The sequence below is a fragment of the Streptomyces sp. KLMMK genome, from assembly GCF_036961605.1.
GTDB classification, from domain to species: domain Bacteria; phylum Actinomycetota; class Actinomycetes; order Streptomycetales; family Streptomycetaceae; genus Streptomyces; species Streptomyces telluris.
Map to the genome: position 1 here is coordinate 1 of NZ_JBAMDC010000050.1, position 18,277 is coordinate 18,277.

At 72.3% G+C, this 18,277-nt stretch carries 19 protein-coding genes and 1 pseudogene; 13 read left to right on the plus strand and 7 right to left on the minus strand.

Annotated elements, in window-relative coordinates; translation table 11 throughout:
- The 4 genes and pseudogenes from V7793_RS11805 to V7793_RS11820 form a co-directional block, all read left to right on the plus strand.
- Positions 1–208: pseudogene (locus tag V7793_RS11805) on the plus strand (hypothetical protein); the annotation flags it as partial.
- A gap of 204 nt (positions 209–412) precedes the next feature.
- Positions 413–2,011 (plus strand): ABC-F family ATP-binding cassette domain-containing protein, encoded by a 1,599-nt coding sequence (locus V7793_RS11810; protein ID WP_058044985.1) that lies wholly within the window; start codon positions 413–415, stop codon positions 2,009–2,011.
- A 369-nt stretch (positions 2,012–2,380) separates the two neighbouring features.
- Positions 2,381–2,602 carry a helix-turn-helix domain-containing protein gene (locus V7793_RS11815; RefSeq protein WP_030366669.1) on the plus strand — a complete coding sequence of 74 codons (222 nt, stop codon included), beginning with the start codon at positions 2,381–2,383 and terminating at the stop codon, positions 2,600–2,602.
- A gap of 118 nt (positions 2,603–2,720) precedes the next feature.
- Positions 2,721–3,512 (plus strand): enoyl-CoA hydratase/isomerase family protein, encoded by a 792-nt coding sequence (locus tag V7793_RS11820; protein ID WP_336005442.1) that lies wholly within the window; start codon positions 2,721–2,723, stop codon positions 3,510–3,512.
- A gap of 13 nt (positions 3,513–3,525) precedes the next feature.
- Here the strand turns inward: V7793_RS11820 and V7793_RS11825 are convergent, their stop codons facing one another.
- Positions 3,526–4,299 (minus strand): hypothetical protein, encoded by a 774-nt coding sequence (locus V7793_RS11825; RefSeq protein WP_336005445.1) that lies wholly within the window; start codon positions 4,297–4,299, stop codon positions 3,526–3,528.
- Between the two features lie 197 nt (positions 4,300–4,496).
- On the minus strand, positions 4,497–5,192 hold the full coding sequence (locus V7793_RS11830; RefSeq protein WP_336005448.1) for a nucleopolyhedrovirus P10 family protein: 696 nt from the start codon (positions 5,190–5,192) through the stop codon (positions 4,497–4,499).
- Positions 5,193–5,418: 226 nt separating this feature from the next.
- On the opposite strand from V7793_RS11830, the gene V7793_RS11835 reads away from it, so the two are divergent.
- The 5 genes from V7793_RS11835 (at position 5,419) to amaP (ending at position 7,727) form a co-directional block, all read left to right on the plus strand.
- A complete protein-coding gene (locus V7793_RS11835; protein ID WP_336005452.1) occupies positions 5,419–5,847 on the plus strand; it encodes an Asp23/Gls24 family envelope stress response protein in 429 nt (142 codons plus the stop codon).
- An 11-nt stretch (positions 5,848–5,858) separates the two neighbouring features.
- Positions 5,859–6,056, plus strand: a complete 198-nt coding sequence (locus V7793_RS11840) for a hypothetical protein (protein WP_168091283.1) — start codon at positions 5,859–5,861, stop codon at positions 6,054–6,056.
- 72 nt (positions 6,057–6,128) lie between these two features.
- Positions 6,129–6,512 carry an Asp23/Gls24 family envelope stress response protein gene (locus V7793_RS11845; protein ID WP_336005498.1) on the plus strand — a complete coding sequence of 128 codons (384 nt, stop codon included), beginning with the start codon at positions 6,129–6,131 and terminating at the stop codon, positions 6,510–6,512.
- Positions 6,509–7,117, plus strand: a complete 609-nt coding sequence (locus tag V7793_RS11850; RefSeq protein WP_443057888.1) for a DUF6286 domain-containing protein — start codon at positions 6,509–6,511, stop codon at positions 7,115–7,117. The genes V7793_RS11845 and V7793_RS11850 overlap by 4 nt, the downstream gene beginning before the upstream one ends.
- Before the next feature lie 4 nt (positions 7,118–7,121).
- Positions 7,122–7,727, plus strand: a complete 606-nt coding sequence (gene amaP, locus V7793_RS11855) for an alkaline shock response membrane anchor protein AmaP (RefSeq protein ID WP_336005455.1) — start codon at positions 7,122–7,124, stop codon at positions 7,725–7,727.
- 8 nt (positions 7,728–7,735) lie between these two features.
- Here amaP and V7793_RS11860 read toward each other — a convergent pair whose 3' ends face one another.
- The 4 genes from V7793_RS11860 to V7793_RS11875 form a co-directional block, all read right to left on the minus strand.
- Positions 7,736–8,491, minus strand: coding sequence for an SDR family oxidoreductase (locus V7793_RS11860; protein WP_336005457.1), 756 nt, complete (start codon positions 8,489–8,491; stop codon positions 7,736–7,738).
- Positions 8,492–8,495: 4 nt separating this feature from the next.
- A complete protein-coding gene (locus V7793_RS11865) occupies positions 8,496–10,283 on the minus strand; it encodes a glycoside hydrolase family 15 protein (protein WP_336005460.1) in 1,788 nt (595 codons plus the stop codon).
- A 29-nt stretch (positions 10,284–10,312) separates the two neighbouring features.
- The gene (locus tag V7793_RS11870; RefSeq protein ID WP_336005462.1) at positions 10,313–11,125 is read right to left on the minus strand and encodes an SURF1 family cytochrome oxidase biogenesis protein; all 813 of its coding nucleotides are present in this window, start codon (positions 11,123–11,125) and stop codon (positions 10,313–10,315) included.
- 64 nt (positions 11,126–11,189) lie between these two features.
- A complete protein-coding gene (locus tag V7793_RS11875; RefSeq protein ID WP_336005464.1) occupies positions 11,190–12,194 on the minus strand; it encodes a DEDDh family exonuclease in 1,005 nt (334 codons plus the stop codon).
- Between the two features lie 232 nt (positions 12,195–12,426).
- Between V7793_RS11875 and V7793_RS11880 the strand changes: the two genes are divergently transcribed.
- Positions 12,427–13,416 carry a sterol desaturase family protein gene (locus V7793_RS11880; RefSeq protein WP_336005466.1) on the plus strand — a complete coding sequence of 330 codons (990 nt, stop codon included), beginning with the start codon at positions 12,427–12,429 and terminating at the stop codon, positions 13,414–13,416.
- Positions 13,413–14,117 (plus strand): lysoplasmalogenase, encoded by a 705-nt coding sequence (locus V7793_RS11885; RefSeq protein ID WP_336005468.1) that lies wholly within the window; start codon positions 13,413–13,415, stop codon positions 14,115–14,117. Before V7793_RS11880 ends, V7793_RS11885 begins: the two co-directional genes overlap by 4 nt.
- Here V7793_RS11885 and V7793_RS11890 read toward each other — a convergent pair.
- Positions 14,075–15,616, minus strand: a complete 1,542-nt coding sequence (locus V7793_RS11890; RefSeq protein ID WP_336005471.1) for a S8 family peptidase — start codon at positions 15,614–15,616, stop codon at positions 14,075–14,077. The two genes, V7793_RS11885 and V7793_RS11890, sit on opposite strands and share 43 nt — an antisense overlap.
- 605 nt (positions 15,617–16,221) lie before the next feature.
- Between V7793_RS11890 and V7793_RS11895 the strand changes: the two genes are divergently transcribed.
- Both V7793_RS11895 and V7793_RS11900 read left to right on the plus strand, forming a co-directional pair.
- Positions 16,222–16,611: a DUF485 domain-containing protein gene (locus V7793_RS11895; RefSeq protein WP_336005473.1), complete on the plus strand. Its 390-nt coding sequence runs from the start codon at positions 16,222–16,224 to the stop codon at positions 16,609–16,611.
- Entirely contained in the window at positions 16,608–18,254 is a 1,647-nt protein-coding gene (locus V7793_RS11900) for a solute symporter family protein (protein ID WP_336005475.1), read from the plus strand. The genes V7793_RS11895 and V7793_RS11900 overlap by 4 nt, the downstream gene beginning before the upstream one ends.
- Positions 18,255–18,277 lie beyond the last annotated feature (23 nt).

The following is an 18,277-nucleotide window of genomic DNA, read 5'->3' on the forward strand; positions in this document are numbered from 1 at the left end:
GGCCGTCGTCACCCCGCGGCTGGTCACCACCTACGCGCTCGGCGACGGCGGCCTCCGGTGGCACCGCGAAGCGGGGCCCGGCTGCGCCTTCGACCCCTCCCGTACGGCCCGCCGCACCGGCGTCCTCCTGATCGCGCGCCACTGCGCCCCCGGAACCCCGTGGACGTCCCGGATCGCAGCGTTCTCCGTGGACCGCCCCTTCGCCTGACCCGTACGGCGACCGGTCCGCGGACCCGGAAGCGCCCCGGAAAGCGAGTTGCGCTTCCCCGTTAGACTGATGGGTATGGCATTCCTCCTCGTGCATTAGACGGCGCCGGCCGCCCGTCGCCCGCGCGCCCGCAGGGGCCCGCACGCGCGCTGCCGAGTTCACCCCCGTCCCCACCGCCGTCCACCACGCCCTGGAGTAATCCCCGTGATCACCGCCTCCGGCATCGAGCTGCGCGCCGGCGCCCGCATCCTCATCGAGAACGCCTCCTTCCGTATCGCGAAGGGCGACCGCATCGGCCTCGTGGGCCGCAACGGCGCGGGCAAGACCACCCTCACCAAGTGCCTGGCCGGCGAGGGCATGCCCGCGGGCGGCACGATCAGCCGTTCCGGCGAGGTCGGCTACCTCCCGCAGGACCCGCGCACCGGCGACCTCGACGTGCTCGCCCGCGACCGCATCCTCTCCGCCCGCGGCCTCGACTCCGTCCTGCGCAAGATGCGCGAGAACGAGGACCGCATGGCCAACGGCAAGGGCGCCACCCGCGACAACGCGATGAAGAAGTACGCCCGCCTGGAGACCGAGTTCCTCACCAAGGGCGGCTACGCCGCCGAGGCGGAGGCCGCCACCATCGCGGCCGCCCTCGGCCTGCCCGACCGCATCCTCGGCCAGCCCCTGCACACCCTCTCCGGTGGTCAGCGCCGCCGCGTCGAGCTGGCCCGGATCCTCTTCTCCGACGCCGACGTGCTGCTGCTCGACGAGCCCACCAACCACCTCGACGCCGACTCCATCGCCTGGCTGCGGGACTACCTCAAGACGTACCGCGGCGGCTTCATCGTGATCTCCCACGACGTCGACCTCGTCGAGACCGTCGTGAACAAGGTCTTCTACCTCGACGCGAACCGCTCGCAGATCGACGTCTACAACATGGGCTGGAAGCTCTACCAGCAGCAGCGCGAGGCCGACGAGAAGCGCCGCAAGCGCGAGCGCCAGAACGCCGAGAAGAAGGCCGCCGCCCTCAACTCGCAGGCCGACAAGATGCGCGCCAAGGCCACCAAGACCGTCGCCGCGCAGAACATGGCCAAGCGCGCCGAGCGGCTGCTGAAGGGCCTGGACGAGGTCCGCGTCTCCGACAAGGTCGCCAAGCTCCGCTTCCCGGAGCCCGCGCCGTGCGGCAAGACCCCGCTCACGGCCGAGGGCCTGTCGAAGTCCTACGGTTCGCTGGAGATCTTCACCGACGTCGACCTGGCCATCGACAAGGGCTCGCGCGTGGTCATCCTCGGCCTCAACGGCGCGGGCAAGACCACGCTGCTGCGGCTGCTCGCCGGCGCCGAGAAGCCCGACACCGGCCAGGTCACCCCCGGTCACGGCCTCAAGCTCGGCTACTACGCGCAGGAGCACGAGACGCTCGACCCGGACCGCACGGTCCTGGAGAACATGCGCTCCTCCGCGCCCGACCTCGACCTGGTCGAGGTCCGCAAGACGCTGGGCTCCTTCCTCTTCTCCGGCGACGACGTCGACAAGCCCGCGGGCGTGCTGTCCGGCGGCGAGAAGACCCGGCTGGCCCTGGCCACCCTGGTCGTCTCCTCCGCCAATGTGCTGCTGCTCGACGAGCCCACCAACAACCTCGACCCGGCCAGCCGCGAGGAGATCCTCGGCGCGCTGCGCACGTACAAGGGCGCGGTGGTGCTGGTGACCCACGACGAGGGCGCCGTCGACGCGCTCGAGCCGGAGCGGATCATCCTGCTGCCGGACGGCGTCGAGGACCTCTGGGGCCCGGACTACGCGGACCTGGTCGCCCTCGCCTGACCCCCCGCCCCGTACCGGGCGTGATCGGTGCCGTCCCGATCATTCGGCCGACGGGTGATCCTTCATCTGAGTGAGAGCGGCTCGTACCCCGCTGCCAACCGCCGCCCCGGCGCACGACCAGTGTCATGCGCCGGGGCGTTCGCACCACCGGGCGGGAGTGCCCCGTCTGACCTGCCCCTTCGCTACGCCACCCGTACGGTCGTACGAGCGCGCCCACTCGGAATTTCCTGTTCCAAGGCCCGTCGACGCCGGAATCCGGGGCCGCCGGAGCCCGCGGACTTCTCATGGACCTTGTCGAATGGGTGGCCAGGAGGCCGTATAGGGGTGATCATGAGAGTCAAGAGGCGCATCTCCCATGAGGAGGCACGGGTGGCCGAGACTCTGAAGAAGGGCAGCCGGGTGACCGGCGCCGCGCGCGAAAAGCTCGCGGCAGACCTGAAGAAGAAGTACGACTCCGGTGCGAGCATCAGGGCGCTGGCCGAAGAGACCGGCCGCTCCTACGGCTTCGTTCACCGGATGCTCAGTGAATCCGGCGTGATCCTCCGGGGTCGCGGCGGAGCGACGCGCGGCAAGAAGGCCGCCTCGGCCTGACGCCCCGCGCACCCCAGGGCAACCGACAGTGTGGACAGTGCCACCCGGTCGGTCGAGCAGTCGACCGGGTGGTTACTGTGCAGTCACCTACTGTGCAGTAGTCCGATCGGAGGCCCTGATGACTACCCCCAAGACTCTGCTCGACCAGGACGGCGTACGGCTCACCGTGGATGACGCGGTGGCCACCGTCACCCTCACCAACCCCGCCAAGCGCAATGCCCAGTCGCCCGTACTCTGGCGGGCGCTGACCGAAGCCGGACGGCTGCTCCCGGGCAGCGTGCGGATCGTCGTGCTGCGCGGGGAGGGCAAGTCCTTCTCGGCCGGTCTCGACCGGCAGGCCTTCACCCCCGAGGGCTTCGAGGGCGAGCCCTCGTTCCTCGACCTGGCCCGCGGCCCCGAAGAGGCGCTCGACGCCGAGATCTCCGCGTACCAGTCCGCCTTCACCTGGTGGCGGCGGAACGACATCGTCTCCATCGCCGCCGTCCAGGGCCATGCGATAGGCGCCGGCTTCCAGCTCGCCCTCGCCTGCGACCTGCGGGTCTGCGCCGAGGACGTGCAGTTCGCCATGCGCGAGCCCAGCCTGGGCCTGGTGCCCGACCTGGGCGGCACCCAGCCGCTGGTCTCCCTCGTCGGCTACGCCCGCGCGCTCGAGATCTGCGCCACCGGGCGCTTCGTGCACGCCGAGGAGGCCGAGCGCACGGGCCTGGCCAACCTGGTCGTGCCCGCGGAAGAGCTCGGCGCCGCCGTCCAGGACCTCGCCGCAGCCGTCCTCGCCGCACCGCGGGACGCCGTCGTCGAGACCAAGGCGCTGCTGCGCGGCGCGGCCGGACGCACGTACGACGACCAGCGCGCCGCCGAGCGCGCCGCCCAGGGGCGGCGCCTGCGGGACCTGGCGGGGCTGGGGGAGTAACCCCCTCCGCGTCTCAGCCGCGGACGCGGACGTTGTGGCGGGTGCGCAGCACGTGCAGCTCCCAGACGGAGACGGCCGTGACGGACAGCGGTCCGCCGAGGAAGGCGGCTATCTGCACCGCCAGCGGCCCGTTCGGCAGGCCGTCACCGAGCTGGACGATGTTCAGCACCCACACGAGGACGGCCGTGAGAACGGCCGGCAGGGCGGCGTGCACATCGGCCGTGTTGAAGGCGTAACGGGCGGCGGCGCCGGAGGAGAAGAACAGGAAGGCCGCCGCCCAGATCGTGAACGGCAGGGCCACGACGAGGACGAACAGGGAGATGACCGCCTGGGCGGCGAAGATCCCCTGCGTGGCCTTGAGCAGCAGGGTCACGATCGCGTATCCGGCGATCGTGCCGAGCGGGATGCCCAGGTACCAGCCGATGGCCTTGAGCGGGTAGCGCAGCCGTGAGCGCAGCACCGGTCGGTGCTGCGGCGGCACGTACCAGATGAAGCCGGCGATGACGAGCGGGCCGACGAGCAGCAGGACCAGCGGCGCCACGAACAGCTTGGTGAGCCCGTCCTCGAACACCTCGCTCCAGCCGCCGTCGACGCCGTAGACGGATATCAGCCCGAACGTGGTCAGGGCGCCGACGACGGCCCGTGCCGTCTGGACCCGGCCTATGGACGGGTCGGTGGTGCGGCCGGGGCCGGCGGTGGCGAAGATGCTGTTGGCGTGGCGGCGGGCGTGGCGGACGCCCCCCAGCCAGGTGCTGCCGCCGAACGCCAGCAACTGTCTCAGCGCCATGATTCTTTCTCCCCCTGTGTTCCTCGTGAAGATTTTTCCGCGGAAGCTTATCCGGGGCTTACGCGGCGACCGCCCCGCGGATGCGGATCTGATGACGGGTGCGCAGGACGTACAGCTCCCAGGCGGAGAGGGCGGTGGCGAACGTCGCCACTGCGCCGAGGAGGCCCGGATGCCGCGCCGCTGCGCCCCCGCCTTGATCAAACAGGCGGGGATTCTATCGTTGTGACCATGACAGATGCCGTCGACGGTGGCGGTACGACCTGCGCGGACGCCCGGGCCACCGCCGCACGGACGTCGCGCGCCACATCCAGTGCGCGGCGCTCCGCCGTCACGGCGACGTCCGCCTGGACGTGATCGCCGCCCCGGGACCGCAGCGTCGCGCGGGAGACGCCCCGGACGGAGAGGGCCGCCCGGGCCAGGGGGTCCTCGCCGGCCGGCGGTGGAGGCTGGGGCGGACGTGGCGCGGCGGCAGTGTCGTCCCGCCCGTCCCGGGGCGGCTTGTCGTCCAGCAGTTCCGTCAGCCTGAGGTCGATCGCTTCCACGCGCAGGCCGATCCGCTCCGCCGCGGCCCGCCCAAGCACCGCCCGCAGCCGGGCCGCTGTCTCCGGGAACGGGACGTCCGCCGTCGTCGCGCAGTCCGCTTCGATGCGCAGGGGCCCCGGCGGGAGCCCGCTCGGGGGCGGCGGCACCGCTGGTGGGGAGGCCGCCTTCGTGAGGGCGATGCGGACCGCGTTCAGGTGCACCGCCGGGAGCGCGGCGTGCGCCGCACGGCGCAGTACGCCCACGGCCGCCGACTCCGTGATCCAGGCGCCGTCCGCCGCGCCGCCCAGGGGAAGCAGCCTGCCGAGGGCGAGCTGCCGCCGTACGGTCTGTGCCCACTGGTCCGCGGCCATCGTGGTCACCCCTCAGCCCTGTGGGGCAGGCCTTCGCCGCCCCCTCGCCTTCAGCCTGCCCCACCCGGCGCGTTCCGGACGGAGGGCTCACTCGGACAGCGGTCCGCTCCGGCCGTTTCCCCCGGATCCCCCGAGCGGTACGGGTGAAGCGCACCTAAGGTGGCAAACGGAGCCCGTCAGCGTCAGCCATGACGTTTTCCTTTCACGGGAAAGAGGCGAATGGACGATGAGCGAGACCGTTAGCGGCAAGGAGACCGTTCCGACCGCCCCGGCCGACCGTGGCCGCACCACCATCGCCGACGGGGTCGTGGAGAAGATCGCCGGGCTCGCGGCGCGGGACGTCGTCGGCGTCCACGCGATGGGCAGCGGCCTCTCCCGCACCTTCGGCGCCGTACGCGACCGGGTGCCCGGGGGCGGCAGGTCCGTCGCCCGTGGGGTGAAGGCCGAGGTCGGCGAGGTCCAGACGGCCCTCGACCTGGAGATCGTCGTGGATTACGGAGTGGCCATCGCGGAGGTCGCCCGCTCCGTCCGGGAGAACGTCATCGCGGCGGTGGAGCGCATGACCGGCCTCGAAGTCGTCGAGGTCAACATCGCCGTCAGCGACGTCAAACTGCCCGACGAGGAAGAGGAAGAGCCGGAGCCGAGGCTCCAGTAGAGGAGCGCAGGATGAGCATGGCCGTCGTCGGCATGATCGCCGGCTTGGCGCTCGGGTTCGCCGGGTACTTCGGCGGGTTCGGAGCCTTTCTGCTCGTGGCTGCCCTGGGCGCGGTCGGGTTCGTGGTGGGCCGCTTCCTGGACGGTGACCTGGATCCGGGGGAGTTCTTCCGTCCCCGGGACCGGGACCGGGAGGGGCGGCGGCGGTGACGTACGGGACCGCCGCGCCGGGTACGACGGGTGCGAGGTGTGCGAGCGGTGCGAAGGGGGTGACGGCCGGTGGTGGAGGCCGCTGAGCGCGGTGCGACCCGGATCGCCGACCGCGTCGTCGCGAAGATCGCTTCGCAGGCGGCGCGGGAGGCGCTGAGCGGCGCTCCGGCGAGAGGCGCACCGGCGGGTGCTCCTGCGACGGGCGCTGCGACGGCCGGCGCGGAGGTCTCCCCGCCGCATGCCACGGTCACCGTGCACGACGACGTCGCGCGGGTCCGGGTCGCCGTCGAGCTGGCCTATCCCTCGGACATCGGGGCACAGTGCGGTGCCGTGCGGCGGCGGATCGCCGAGCGGGTGCGGGCTCTCGCGGGGATGGAGGTGCCGGAGGTCGCGGTCAGTGTGGAGCGGCTGCACTCCGTGCACACGGTGTCGGCGGGGCGGGAGCGGGTGCGGTGAGCGCGGGCGAGGAAGCGGCGCGTGGGGACGAGGGTGCGGGCGGGGGCGCGGGCGCGGTCCGGGCGCCTGCGCGGCGGTTCTGGTCGGTGCGGCGCGTGCCTGCGTTTCTGGTGGCCGCGGTGGTGCTGGGGGCGGCCGGTGTCCTCCTGTACGACGTGGCGGCCGTCCGCGCGCACCGGCCCGCCATGGGGTGGCGGCGCAGGCTGGCGCGCGAGCTGGCCACCCGTCCTTTGGAGGACGCGTGGATCGTCGCCTGTGCCGGTGTGGCCGTGGTGGTGGGCGTGTGGCTGGTCGTGCTGGCCGTCACGCCCGGGCTGCGGTCCGTCCTGCCGATGCGGCGCGACCGCGCGGACCTCAGGGCCGGCATCGACCGGCGGGCCGCGGCGCTGGTGCTGCGGGACCGGGCCATGGAGGTGGCGGGTGTGCAGTCGGTACGGGTCGGCGTGGGCAGGCGCCGGGTGCGGGTGCGGGCACAGTCCCACTTCCGGGACCTGGACGACGTACGGGCGGATGTGGACGCGGTGATCGCCGAGGGGGTGCGGAAGTTGGGGCTTGCGCATGAGCCCGGGGTTTCGGTGCGGGTGAACCGGCCGGTGAAGCGGTGAGGATGTGGGGGCCGTGCTGAAGGCCGTCAACCGGGTGCTGGTGGGAGTCGCCGGGCTGGTCCTGGCCGGGGGCGGCGCGGCGGTCCTCGCCGGGTCGCTCGACCTGCGGCGGCGGTGGGGGCTGTCCCTGCCGTCGGCCTGGCCTTTCGACGGGCCGCGGGACGTGCTGCTGAGCCGGGCCGCGCAGGTGAAGTGGCGCGGCGAGGGGTGGTGGTGGCCGGCGGTCATCGCCGCGCTCGCCGTGGTGGTCCTGCTGGCGGCGTGGTGGTTGCTGGCGCAGGTGAGGCGGCGGCGCCTGAGGGAGCTGGTCGTGGACAGCGGGGACGGCGAAGAGGCGGTTCTGCGGGGGCGGGCGCTGGAGGAGGCGGTCTGCGCGGAGGCCGAGGCGCTGGAGGGGGTGGAGCGGGCGCTCGTCGCGCTGCTCGGGCGGCGGACGGCGCCGGAGGCGCGGGTGGGGCTGACGCTGGCGCCGCACGCGTCGCCGGTGGTGGCGCTGGCGCGGCTGGACGGGGAGGCGCTGGAGCATGCGCGGGTGTCGGCGGGGGTGGGGCGGTTGCCGGTGGAGGTGCGGTTGAGGGCCGTCCGGCACCGGGCCGAACGGGTGGGGTGACCGCGGGGTCAGAAGCCGTGGTGCGCACCGCCGTCCACCGGGAGCATGATGCCGGTGAGGTAGGACGCCGCGGGGGAGAGCAGGAAGGCTGCCGCCTTGCCGAATTCGGCGGGGGTGCCGTAGCGGCCCAGGGGGATCTGTGCCGTGTGGTGCCGCCGTGTTCTCTGCGGGTCGTCCGAGAGGGCGTCCAGCTCTCTGACCCTGTCGGTGTCGATGCGGTGGGGGAGGAGGCCCACCACGCGGATGCCCCGCGGGCCCAGTTCGGCCGAGAGGGATTTCGCGAAGCCCGCCAGGCCCGGGCGCAGGGCGTTGGAGACCGTCAGGCCCGGGATCGGTTCGTGGACCGATGCCGAGAGGACGAAGGCGATCACCCCTCCTTCCGTGAGGGCGGCCGCCGCCGTGCGGGCCAGGTGGATCGCCCCCAGGAAGATCGTGTCGACCGCTCTGCGCCACTGGTCGTCGGTGACGTCCGCCGTGGTTCCCGCCGGCGGGCCGCCCACGCTGATGAGGATGCCGTCGAAGCGGCCGAAGTGGTCGCGGGCCGCGGCGATCACGCGGTCCGGGGTGGCGGGGTCGGCGTTGTCGGCCGCCACGCCGAGGGCGTCGGGGCCCAGGGCTGCGGCGGCCTTGCGTACGGATTCCTCCGTGCGGCCGGTGATGACGGCCTTCGCGCCGTCGGCGACGAGTTCCCCGGCCGTGGCGTTGCCCAGGCCTCTGGTCGCGCCGGTGAGGACGTACGTGCGGTCCTTCAGTCCCAGATCCATGGGGTCAGTCTTGCGGAGGGAAGAGCGCCAGGGCGGTGTTGACCAGGCCGATGTGACTGAACGCCTGGGGGAAGTTGCCGAGGTGCCGCCCGGCGCCGGGGTCGTACTCCTCGGCCAGGAGGCCGACGTCGTTGCGCAGGGAGAGGAGGCGCTCGAAGAGCTCGTGGGCCTCCTTGGTGCGGCCGGTCATGTGCAGGGCCTCGGCCAGCCAGAAGGAACAGGCCAGGAACGCGCCCTCGTTGCCGGGCACGCCGTCCATGGGCTTTCCGTCGGAGCTGTAGCGGCGGACGAGGCCGCCGTGGTCCAGCTCGCGGCGGATCGCGTCGACCGTGCCGGTCACACGGGGGTCGTCGGGCGGGAGGAACCCGACGCGGGGGATGAGGAGCGCGGCGGCGTCGAGCTCACGGGAGCCGTAGGACTGGGTGAAGGTGCCGCGCTCGGTGTCGAAGCCCCGCTCGCAGACCTCGTGGTGGACCTTGTCGCGCATGGCGCGCCAGCCCTCCGCGTCGCCGGACAGCTCGGGGTCGGCTTCGAGGGCGCGGACGGCGCGGTCGGCGGCCACCCAGGCCATGACCTTGGAGTGGACGAAGTGACGGCGGGGGCTGCGGATCTCCCAGATGCCCTCGTCGGGCTCGCGCCAGTGCTCCTCGATGTACGCCATCAGGGAGCGCTGGAGCTTCCACTCGTGGGGCTTGGCCGGCAGGTCCCAGCGGCGGGCGACATGGAGGGAGTCCATGACCTCGCCGTAGACGTCGAGCTGGAGCTGTTTGACGGCGCTGTTGCCGAGGCGGACGGGCGCGGAGCCCTCGTAGCCGGGGAGCCAGGGGAGTTCGGTCTCGGGGAGCCGGCGCTCGCCGGCGAGGCCGTACATCACCTGAAGGTCGGCGGGGTCGCCGGCGGCGGCGCGCAGGAGCCAGGAGCGCCAGGCGGCGGCCTCGTCGGCGTAGCCGGCGGAGAGCAGGGCGCCCAGGGTGAGGGTGGAGTCGCGCAGCCAGCAGTAGCGGTAGTCCCAGTTGCGGACGCCGCCGATCTCCTCGGGCAGGGAGGTGGTCGCGGCGGCGGCGATGCCACCGGTGGGGGCGTAGGTGAGCGCCTTGAGGGTGATCAGGGAGCGGACGACGGCTTCCCGGTGGGGTCCGCGGTAGGAGCAGCGGCCCGCCCACTCGCGCCAGTCCTCCAGGCTGTGGCGCAGGGACTCGTGCGGGTCGACGAGGGCGGGGCGCGGCTGGTGGGAGGGGTGCCAGGTGAGGACGAAGGCGACCGAGTCGCCGGCGGAGACGGTGAACTCGGAGCGGGTGCTGAAGTCGCGGCCGTAGGTCTTGACGGGGGGCTCGCTGCGCAGCCAGGTGGAGTCGGGCCCGGCGACGGCGACGCGGTGGCCGTCGGTGCGCCGTATCCACGGCACGACGCTGCCGTAGTCGAAGCGCAGGCGCAGGACGCCGAGCATCTCGACGCTGCCGGAGACGCCCTCGACGATGCGGACGACGTCGGGGGCGCGGTCGCGCTGGGGCATGAAGTCGGTGACCTTGGCGGTGCCGGACGGCGTTTCCCAGAGGGTTTCGAGGACGAGGGAGTCCTCGAGGTAGGCGCGGCGGGTGCAGGGGGTGCCGGGGCCGGTGCCGGCGGGGGCCAGCCTCCAGTGGCCGTTGTCCTCGTCGCCCAGGAGGGCGGCGAAGCAGGCGGCCGAGTCGAAGCGGGGCAGGCAGAGCCAGTCGATCGAGCCGTCGCGGCCGACCAGGGCGGCGGTCTGCAGGTCGCCGATGAGCGCGTAGTCCTCGATGCGTGCTGCCACGGACTGCGTCTTCCCCCGGTGCGGGGCGGCTACTCCGGGGCGGCGGCTGTACGGGCGACCGCGGGCTGTGCGCCGGTGGCGTCCGCGGTCCCGGCGGCGGCCTCGGCGGCGCGGTCGCGGCGCTCGCGGCGGACGAGGACGACCCAGCCGACCGGCACGAAGGCGGCGAACAGCCACCACTGGACGGCGTACGCCATGTGCGGGCCGATGCTGTCGTGGTCGGGGGCGGCCACGGGCTCGGGGCCCTTGTCGCCGGGGTCGGGGTCGGTGAGTTCGAGGTAGCCGCCGAGGACGGGGCGGTGCAGCGTGGCGGCCTGGCGCTCGCTGTTGATGCGCATCACCTGACGGGGTGGCAGGCCGCGGGTGTCCTTGATGCCGCTGGAGCCGGTCTCGTCGGCGCGCAGCCGGCCGGTGACGGTGACCTTGCCGGAGGGCGGGGCGGGGACCTCGGGGAACTTCGTCAGGTCGCCGGTGGAGGGGATCCAGCCGCGGTTGACGAGCACGGCCCGCCCGTCCGCCAGCAGGAGGGGGGTGAGGACCATGTAGCCGGACTTGCCGTCGGCGCTGGTCCGCATCCGGACGACGACCTCGTCCTTGGTGTCGAAGGTGCCGCTCGCGGTGACCTGGCGCCAGACGTCGTCGGAGACGTCCTTGCCGGGCCCGGACAGCTCGGTGACCGGCACGGGGTCGGCGGCGAGACTGCGGGCGACGAAGTCGTTGCGCGCGACCCGGTGCTCGTGGCGGTGGAACTGCCAGAAGCCCAGTTTGATCATCACGGGGATGAGTACGAGCCCCACGAGGGTGAGGATCACCCACTGCCGGGACAACAGGAAGCGGTACACGCATTTGACGGTACCTGGCCCGGTTTACCCCGGAGCCATCGGGTGCCCCGCCCGGCGCTCCCCGTCAGCCCTGCTGCCCGCCGGGCGCCGGGATCACGTGCGAGAGCAGCTGGACGAAGACCGCCTCGTCGATCACCGGGGTGCCGAAGGAGCGCGCCTTGGTGGTCTTGGTCGTGGGGGAGTCCGGGTCGTTGGTGACCAGCACGCTGGTGAGCCGGGAGACGCTGGTGGCGATGTGCAGCCCCGCCTCGATGGCGCGGTCCTCCAGCAGCTCGCGGTCGATGGAGGTGTCGCCCGAGAAGGCCACCCGCATGCCCTGAATGAGCTGTTCGCCCTCTTTGTACCGACCGGGGTTGGGGTACGGGCAGGCGGGCCGCTTACGGCTGGGCCGCCAGCTGTTGGACGAGCCGTAGGAGCGCTGATGCCCGATATGTCCGGAAGTGCGGGGAGTTGCCGGGCCGTCGGACCACTCGGTCAGGGGCTGGCAGGCGAGCAGCGGAAGCCGCAGATCGGCCCTGGCTGCCAGGTGCAGGCTCGGCCGGAACGCCTCGGCCAGCACGCGGGCGTCGTCGAGCGCGTGGTGGGCGCGCTGCTGCATGACGCCGTAGTGCGCCGCGAGCGACTCCAGCTTGTGGTTGGGCAGCGGTAGCTGCAGCTCCTTGGAGAGCGCGATCGTGCACAGCCGCTGCCGCACCGGCGCGGTCGCCTGCGCGCGGGCGTACTCCCGGGCGATCATCGACCAGTCGAAGGCGGCGTTGTGCGCCACCAGGACCCGGCCCTCCAGCCGCTTCGCGAACTCGTCCGCGATCTCGGCGAACAGCGGTGCGCCGGACAGGACGGCGGTCGTCAGGCCGTGGATCCACACGGGCCCGGGGTCACGCTCGGGGTTGACCAGCGTGTACCAGTGGTCCTCGACCTGCCCGCGGGCGTCCAGCTGGTAGACCGCCGCCGACACTATCCGGTCGTCCCGCGCGAGCCCGGTGGTCTCCACGTCGACGACCGCGTACCCCTCGGGGTACGCGGACGGCCACGGAGTGGGAGTGTCGGCGGTGGTCTGGTCTTCGAGCATGGTCACAGAGAATACGGGGGCGTACTGACAGTGAGGCGAGCGGGCGGTGCGGTGGCGACGGCCGGGGCGGGTCCCGCGCCCGCCCCGGCCGCACCGCGAGATGCCCGGGTGAGAAGACCCCCACGCCATTGACGGGCCCTCCCCCCGTACGCCGAACCCCGGGTAACACAATTCGATACCGAAGGGTAACTACCCCTAGCGGCACGGCTGATGACGTGCCTATCGTGCGCCCATGCCGCACCTTCCCGATGTCGTGCTGTGGTCCATACCCGCCTTCCTCCTGCTCACCGTGCTGGAGCTGGTGAGCTACCGGCTGCATCCCGCCGAGGAGACGGGCGACGCGGGCTACGAGGTCAAGGACGCGGCGACCAGCATCGGAATGGGCGCCGGCAGTCTCGTCTTCGACGCGCTGTGGAAGATTCCGATCGTCGCCGTCTACACCGCGCTCTACGAGCTCACGCCGCTGCGCATCCCCGTGCTGTGGTGGACCCTCCCGCTGATGCTCCTGGCGCAGGACTTCTTCTACTACTGGTCGCACCGCGGCCACCACGTCATCAGGATCCTGTGGGCCTGCCACGTGGTGCACCACTCCAGCCGGAAGTTCAACCTCACCACCGCGCTGCGCCAGCCCTGGACCACGCTGACCGTGTGGCCCTTCTACCTGCCGATGATCGCCGTGGGCGTGCACCCGGCCGCGCTGGCCTTCTGCTCGTCCGCCAACCTCGTCTACCAGTTCTGGGTGCACACCGAGCGGGTGCGCAAGCTGCCCCGGCCCTTCGAGTACGTCCTGAACACGGCCTCCCACCACCGGGTCCACCACGCCTCGCAGGGCGGCTACCTGGACCGCAACTTCGGCGGCATCCTCATCGTCTGGGACCGGCTCTTCGGCTCCTTCGTCCCCGAGGGCGAGCGGCCCGTCTACGGGCTGACCAAGAACATCGGCACCTACAACCCGCTGCGCGTCGCCACCCACGAGTACGCCGCCATCGCCCGCGACCTGCGCGCGGCGAGGGACTGGCGGGAACGGCTGGGACGGGTGTTCCGGGGCCCCGGCTGGCAGCCGGCGGCGCGGCGGGAGGCGACGGCTGCCGGGCGGGACACGGCAGAGGCAGGGCAGGAGGCGACGGCTGCCGGACGGGATACGGCGAACGCCGGGCAGGAGACGACGGCTGCCGGGACCCCGGCCGCCGGAACTGCACCCGCCCACGAGCAGGCCGCGTGAGGGCCACTCGCGCCCTGCCCGCCCTCTTCGTCGCCGTCGCCCTCGCGCACCTCGGGGCCCTGCCGGCCGGGTCCGCGGTCGCGCTCGTCACCAAGCCCGCCCTGATGCCCCTGCTCGCGGCGTGCGTCATCGCGCGCGGCGGGCCCCGGCTGCTCGTCGTGGCGCTGCTGTGCGGATGCGGGGGCGACACGCTCCTGCAGATCGGCGGCGACGTGCCGTTCCTGCTCGGCATGGCGTCCTTCGCCGCCGGGCACGCCTGCTACCTCGTGCTGTGCTCGCGGCACGGCACTCCCGGCGGCGCCCGCACCCGCGGCCTGGCCGCCGGCTACGGGGCGGCCTGGCTCGCCACCGTCGTGCTGCTCTGGCCCGACCTGGAGGCCGGGCTGCGGGTGCCCGTCGCGCTCTACAGCCTGCTGCTCGTCACGATGGCGCTGTACGCGACCCGCACCCTGCCGCTCGCCGCGGCGGGCGGCGCGCTGTTCGTCGTGTCGGACACCCTGATCGCCACCGGCGTCGCCGACTGGCCCCAGCCGCCCGCCGCCCAGTTCTGGATCATGCTCACCTATCTCGGCGCGCAGGTCCTGCTCGCCGAGGGGCTCCTCCGCAGCGCGGAAGGGGCCGGGCGCCCGCCCGGCCCCTCCTCCGGCGAACGCGAGCGTCAGCGCACCGCGTCCAGGGCGTCGACGATGCCGAAGCCGTAGAAGCCGTTGACGTTCTTGTTGCCGGTGCAGACGGCGTCGGCCTTGCCGTCGCCGTCACCGTCGTAGGGGCCGGTGGGGCAGCCGGGGTTGTCGGCCTGCGCCTTGAGGAGCCACTGGATCTCCTGCGGGGACGACTTGGGGTGCGCGCTCTTCAGCAGCGCCGCCACGCCGGCCACGTGCGGGCCGGCCATCGAGGTCCCCTGGAGGTAGCCCCAGTCGCCGCCGGGCAGCGTGGAGAGGATGCGGCCGTCCTTGGCGGGCAGGTCCGGGACCTGGTACTTGTCGCCGCCGGGGGCCGCCACGTCGACCTGGTTCAGGCCGTAGTTGGAGTAGTAGGCCTTCGCCGACTTCACGCCGGTCGACGAGACGGTGACCACGCCGGGCAGCTGGGCGGGGACGTCGAGGCAGACCGAGGGGTCGATCTTGCGCTTCTCGGCCGGCCTGCCGTGGTCGTTGGGGCTGGAGGCGTCGGTGATCTCCTTGGCCGCCAGGTCGAAGTTGGAGTTGCCGGCCGAGGCGACGTTGACGGTGCCCTTGTCCTGGGCGTACTTCGTGGCGCGGGCGACCGACTCGGATATGGCCTTCTGGTCCGGGTCGTCGGCGCAGTTGAACATCCACGGGTCGACGTAGTAGCTGTTGTTCGTCACCGCTATGTCGTGCTCGGCGGCGAAGACGAACGCGCAGACCACGCTCTCCGCGTAGAAGAAGCTGCTCCTGTTCGACACCTTGATGCCCGAGACCTTGACGTTCGGGGCGACGCCCGCGACACCGACGCCGTTGCGGGCCGCGGCTATCGTCCCGGCGACGTGCGTGCCGTGGTAGTCCTCCGCCGGGTCGTACGGCCGCCACGCGCCGGGGCTGGTGTCGGCCTTGCCGGTGACGCAGCTCGCCGACTGGCTCCGGGAGAAGTTGGGGGCGAGGTCCGGGTGGGTGTCGTCCACGCCGGTGTCGATGACGCCGACGGTGACCTTGCGGCTGCCCGGGTTGATCTTCGCGGCCTGGTCGGCCTTGATGGCGGGGAGGTCCCACTGCAGGTCCTCCAGCGGCTCGGCGCCGCCGGCCTGCTGACGGGCGGCCGCCGCCGCGCTGCCCTTGGGCAGCTTCACCTTCTCGGGCTTGCCGACGTCGGTGGTGCCGGCCGGGGCGATCGGCGCGGTGCGGGTGGCGCCCGCCGACTGCACGCCGGGGACCGCGCGCAACGCGGCGGCGAAGCCGGGGTTCTTGGAGTGGGCGACGATCACGCCTATCCGCCCGTAGGTCTCCACGATGCTGCCGTCGGCTTGGGCGACGGCCTTCTTCACCTTGGCGAGGGTGGCCCGGTCGGTGGCGGTGTTCACCACGTACGACAGGAGGGGGCCGTCCGTGGCGGCCGTCTTCGCCCGGGGCTCGGGCTGCGGGGCGGCGGCGGCCACGCCGGGCAGGAGGCCGAGCGAGGCGGTGAGGGCGAGACCGACGGGAACGGCCAGCAGGGCGTGCCGTCTTGAACGCAGAGGAGCCATGGGTTCTCCACATCATCCGAAAACCGCCGGAGCACAGGTCGCGCGCGGGCGGGTACATGACGAGTGAAGCTAGCGCCGATCATGGCACCGGGCAATGCATTCCGGAACAAACGCCCTGAGCGGCCATGACCCGGCAACAAATGGCGCAGATGCGGGGGTAGTTCGGAACCTCTCCCTCCGGAAAAACCCTTGCGGAAAGCCTCCCGGAAACCCGCCGGGAAAACCCCGGAAGGGGGCCTGCGTCAGGGCGTGAGATCGCCGTCGCGCAGCCCGTCGATGCTCAGCGGCGGAAGGGGCACCCGGGGCCCGTACCACCGCCCCGCTCTCGGGAGGGGGACGGACCGGCCGGTCGTCACCGCCGCTATGGGCGCCGTCAACCTGACGATCCCGAACGGTCGTCGACCGGGGGACGGCGGGGTGGGAGGAGGCGCATCGCTCACACCAGGGTCAACGACACCGCGGGCGGGCGGTGTCGCCCCCGCCTGCAGCTGCCGCCGAATTCCGCACCTCCCCCCTGTCGCCATACTGCGACCTGCCTCTACGATGCGTGATCCGGATCACAAGCCATCGGCTCGCGCCTCACACCCCCCTTGTCAGGAGAGACCGTGGACACCGCACCAACCACCACACAGGGGCCGGACGAGCCCGACGGCCCGTCGACCACCGAGGCCGCCCCGCCCGCGGCCGGGAACGATCGTTTCAGCACACTGCAGTCGAGCGCGGAATTCGGCGAACTGCGCCGCACACAGCGTTCGTTCGCCTTTCCGCTCACCATCGCCTTTGTTTCCTGGTATCTGCTGTACGTCCTGCTCTCGAACTACGCGGGCGATTTCATGGGCACCGCGGTCGCGGGCAACATCAACGTGGCGTTCGTCCTGGGGCTGGCCCAGTTCCTCACCACCTTCCTGATCGCCTGGTGGTACTCGCGGCACGCGGCCGCGAAGCTCGATCCCAAGGCCGAGGCCCTGCGGGCCCGTCTGGAAGCGGGGGAATGACCGTCATGACCAGCGCCCTGCAGTCGGGCCTCCCCCTCGCGGCCGCCGCCGCGAGCGAGCACCGCACCCTGATCATCACGCTGTTCTCCGTCTTCGTCGCCGCCACCCTCGCCATCACCGTCTGGGCCGGGCGGCAGACCAAGGACGCCACCGACTTCTACGCCGGCGGCCGCTCCTTCACCGGCTTCCAGAACGGCCTCGCCATCTCCGGCGACTACATGTCCGCCGCGTCCTTCCTCGGCATCGCCGGCGCCATCGCCCTCTTCGGCTACGACGGATTCCTCTACTCCATCGGCTTCCTCGTCGCCTGGCTGGTCGCCCTGCTGCTCGTCGCCGAACCGCTGCGCAACTCCGGCCGCTTCACCATGGCCGACGCGCTCGCCTACCGGCTCAAGCAGCGCCCCGTGCGCACCGCCGCCGGCACCTCCACCATCGTCGTCTCGATCTTCTACCTGCTCGCGCAGATGATCGGCGCGGGCGCCCTCGTGGCGCTCCTGCTCGGGGCCTCGGGCGAGAGCTCGCGGCGCTGGATCATCGCCCTGGTCGGCCTGGTGATGGTCCTCTACGTGACCATCGGCGGGATGAAGGGCACCACGTGGGTGCAGATCGTCAAGGCGGTCCTGCTCATCCTGGGCACCCTGCTCATCACCGTCCTCGTGCTCAACAAGGTCGGCTGGAACGTCTCCACCCTCCTCGGGCGCGCCGCCGAGGAGAGCGGCAAGGGCAAGGCCTTCCTCGAACCGGGCCTGCAGTACGGCAAGGACGGCACCACCAAGCTGAACTTCATCTCGCTCGGCCTCGCCCTCGTCCTGGGCACCGCCGGCCTGCCGCACATCCTCATCCGCTTCTACACCGTGCCCACCGCCAAGGCCGCCCGCAAGTCCGTGAACTGGGCCATCGGCATCATCGGCGCCTTCTACCTGATGACCATCGCCCTGGGCTTCGGCGCCGCCGCCCTCGTCGGCTCGAAGTCCATCACCGCCTCGGACCCCTCGGGGAACACCGCGGCCCCGCTGCTCGCCCGGGAGGTCGGCGGCGGCGCCGGATCCACCGGCGGCGCGATCCTCCTCGCCGTGATCTCCGCCGTCGCCTTCGCGACGATCCTCGCGGTGGTCGCGGGCCTCACGCTCGCCTCCTCGGCCTCCTTCGCGCACGACCTGTGGGCCAACGTCATCCGTAAGGGCAGGACCAGCGAGAAGGAGGAACTCCTCACCGCCAAGTGCGCCGCCGTCGTCATCGGCGCGGTCGCCATCCTGCTGAGCATCTTCGCCCACCGGCTGAACGCCGCCGCCGTGGTGGCCCTCGCCTTCGCCGTCGCGGCCTCCGCCAACCTCCCCACGATCCTCTACAGCCTCTTCTGGAAGCGCTTCACCACCCAAGGGGCCCTGTGGTCGATCTACGGAGGGCTGATCTCCTCCGTCGGCCTGGTGATCTTCTCCCCGGTCGTCTCCGGCAACGAGAAGGCGCTCTTCCCCGGGATGAGCTTCGACTTCTTCCCCCTCGGCAACCCCGGCCTGGTCTCCATCCCGCTCGGCTTCCTGCTGGGCTGGCTCGGCTCGCTGCTGTCCAAGCCGCAGCCGGACGCGGACGCGAAGTACGCCGAGCTCGAGGTCCGCTCCCTCACGGGCCACGGCGCGCACTGACGCCGCCCCGCCGCGGCGCCGGA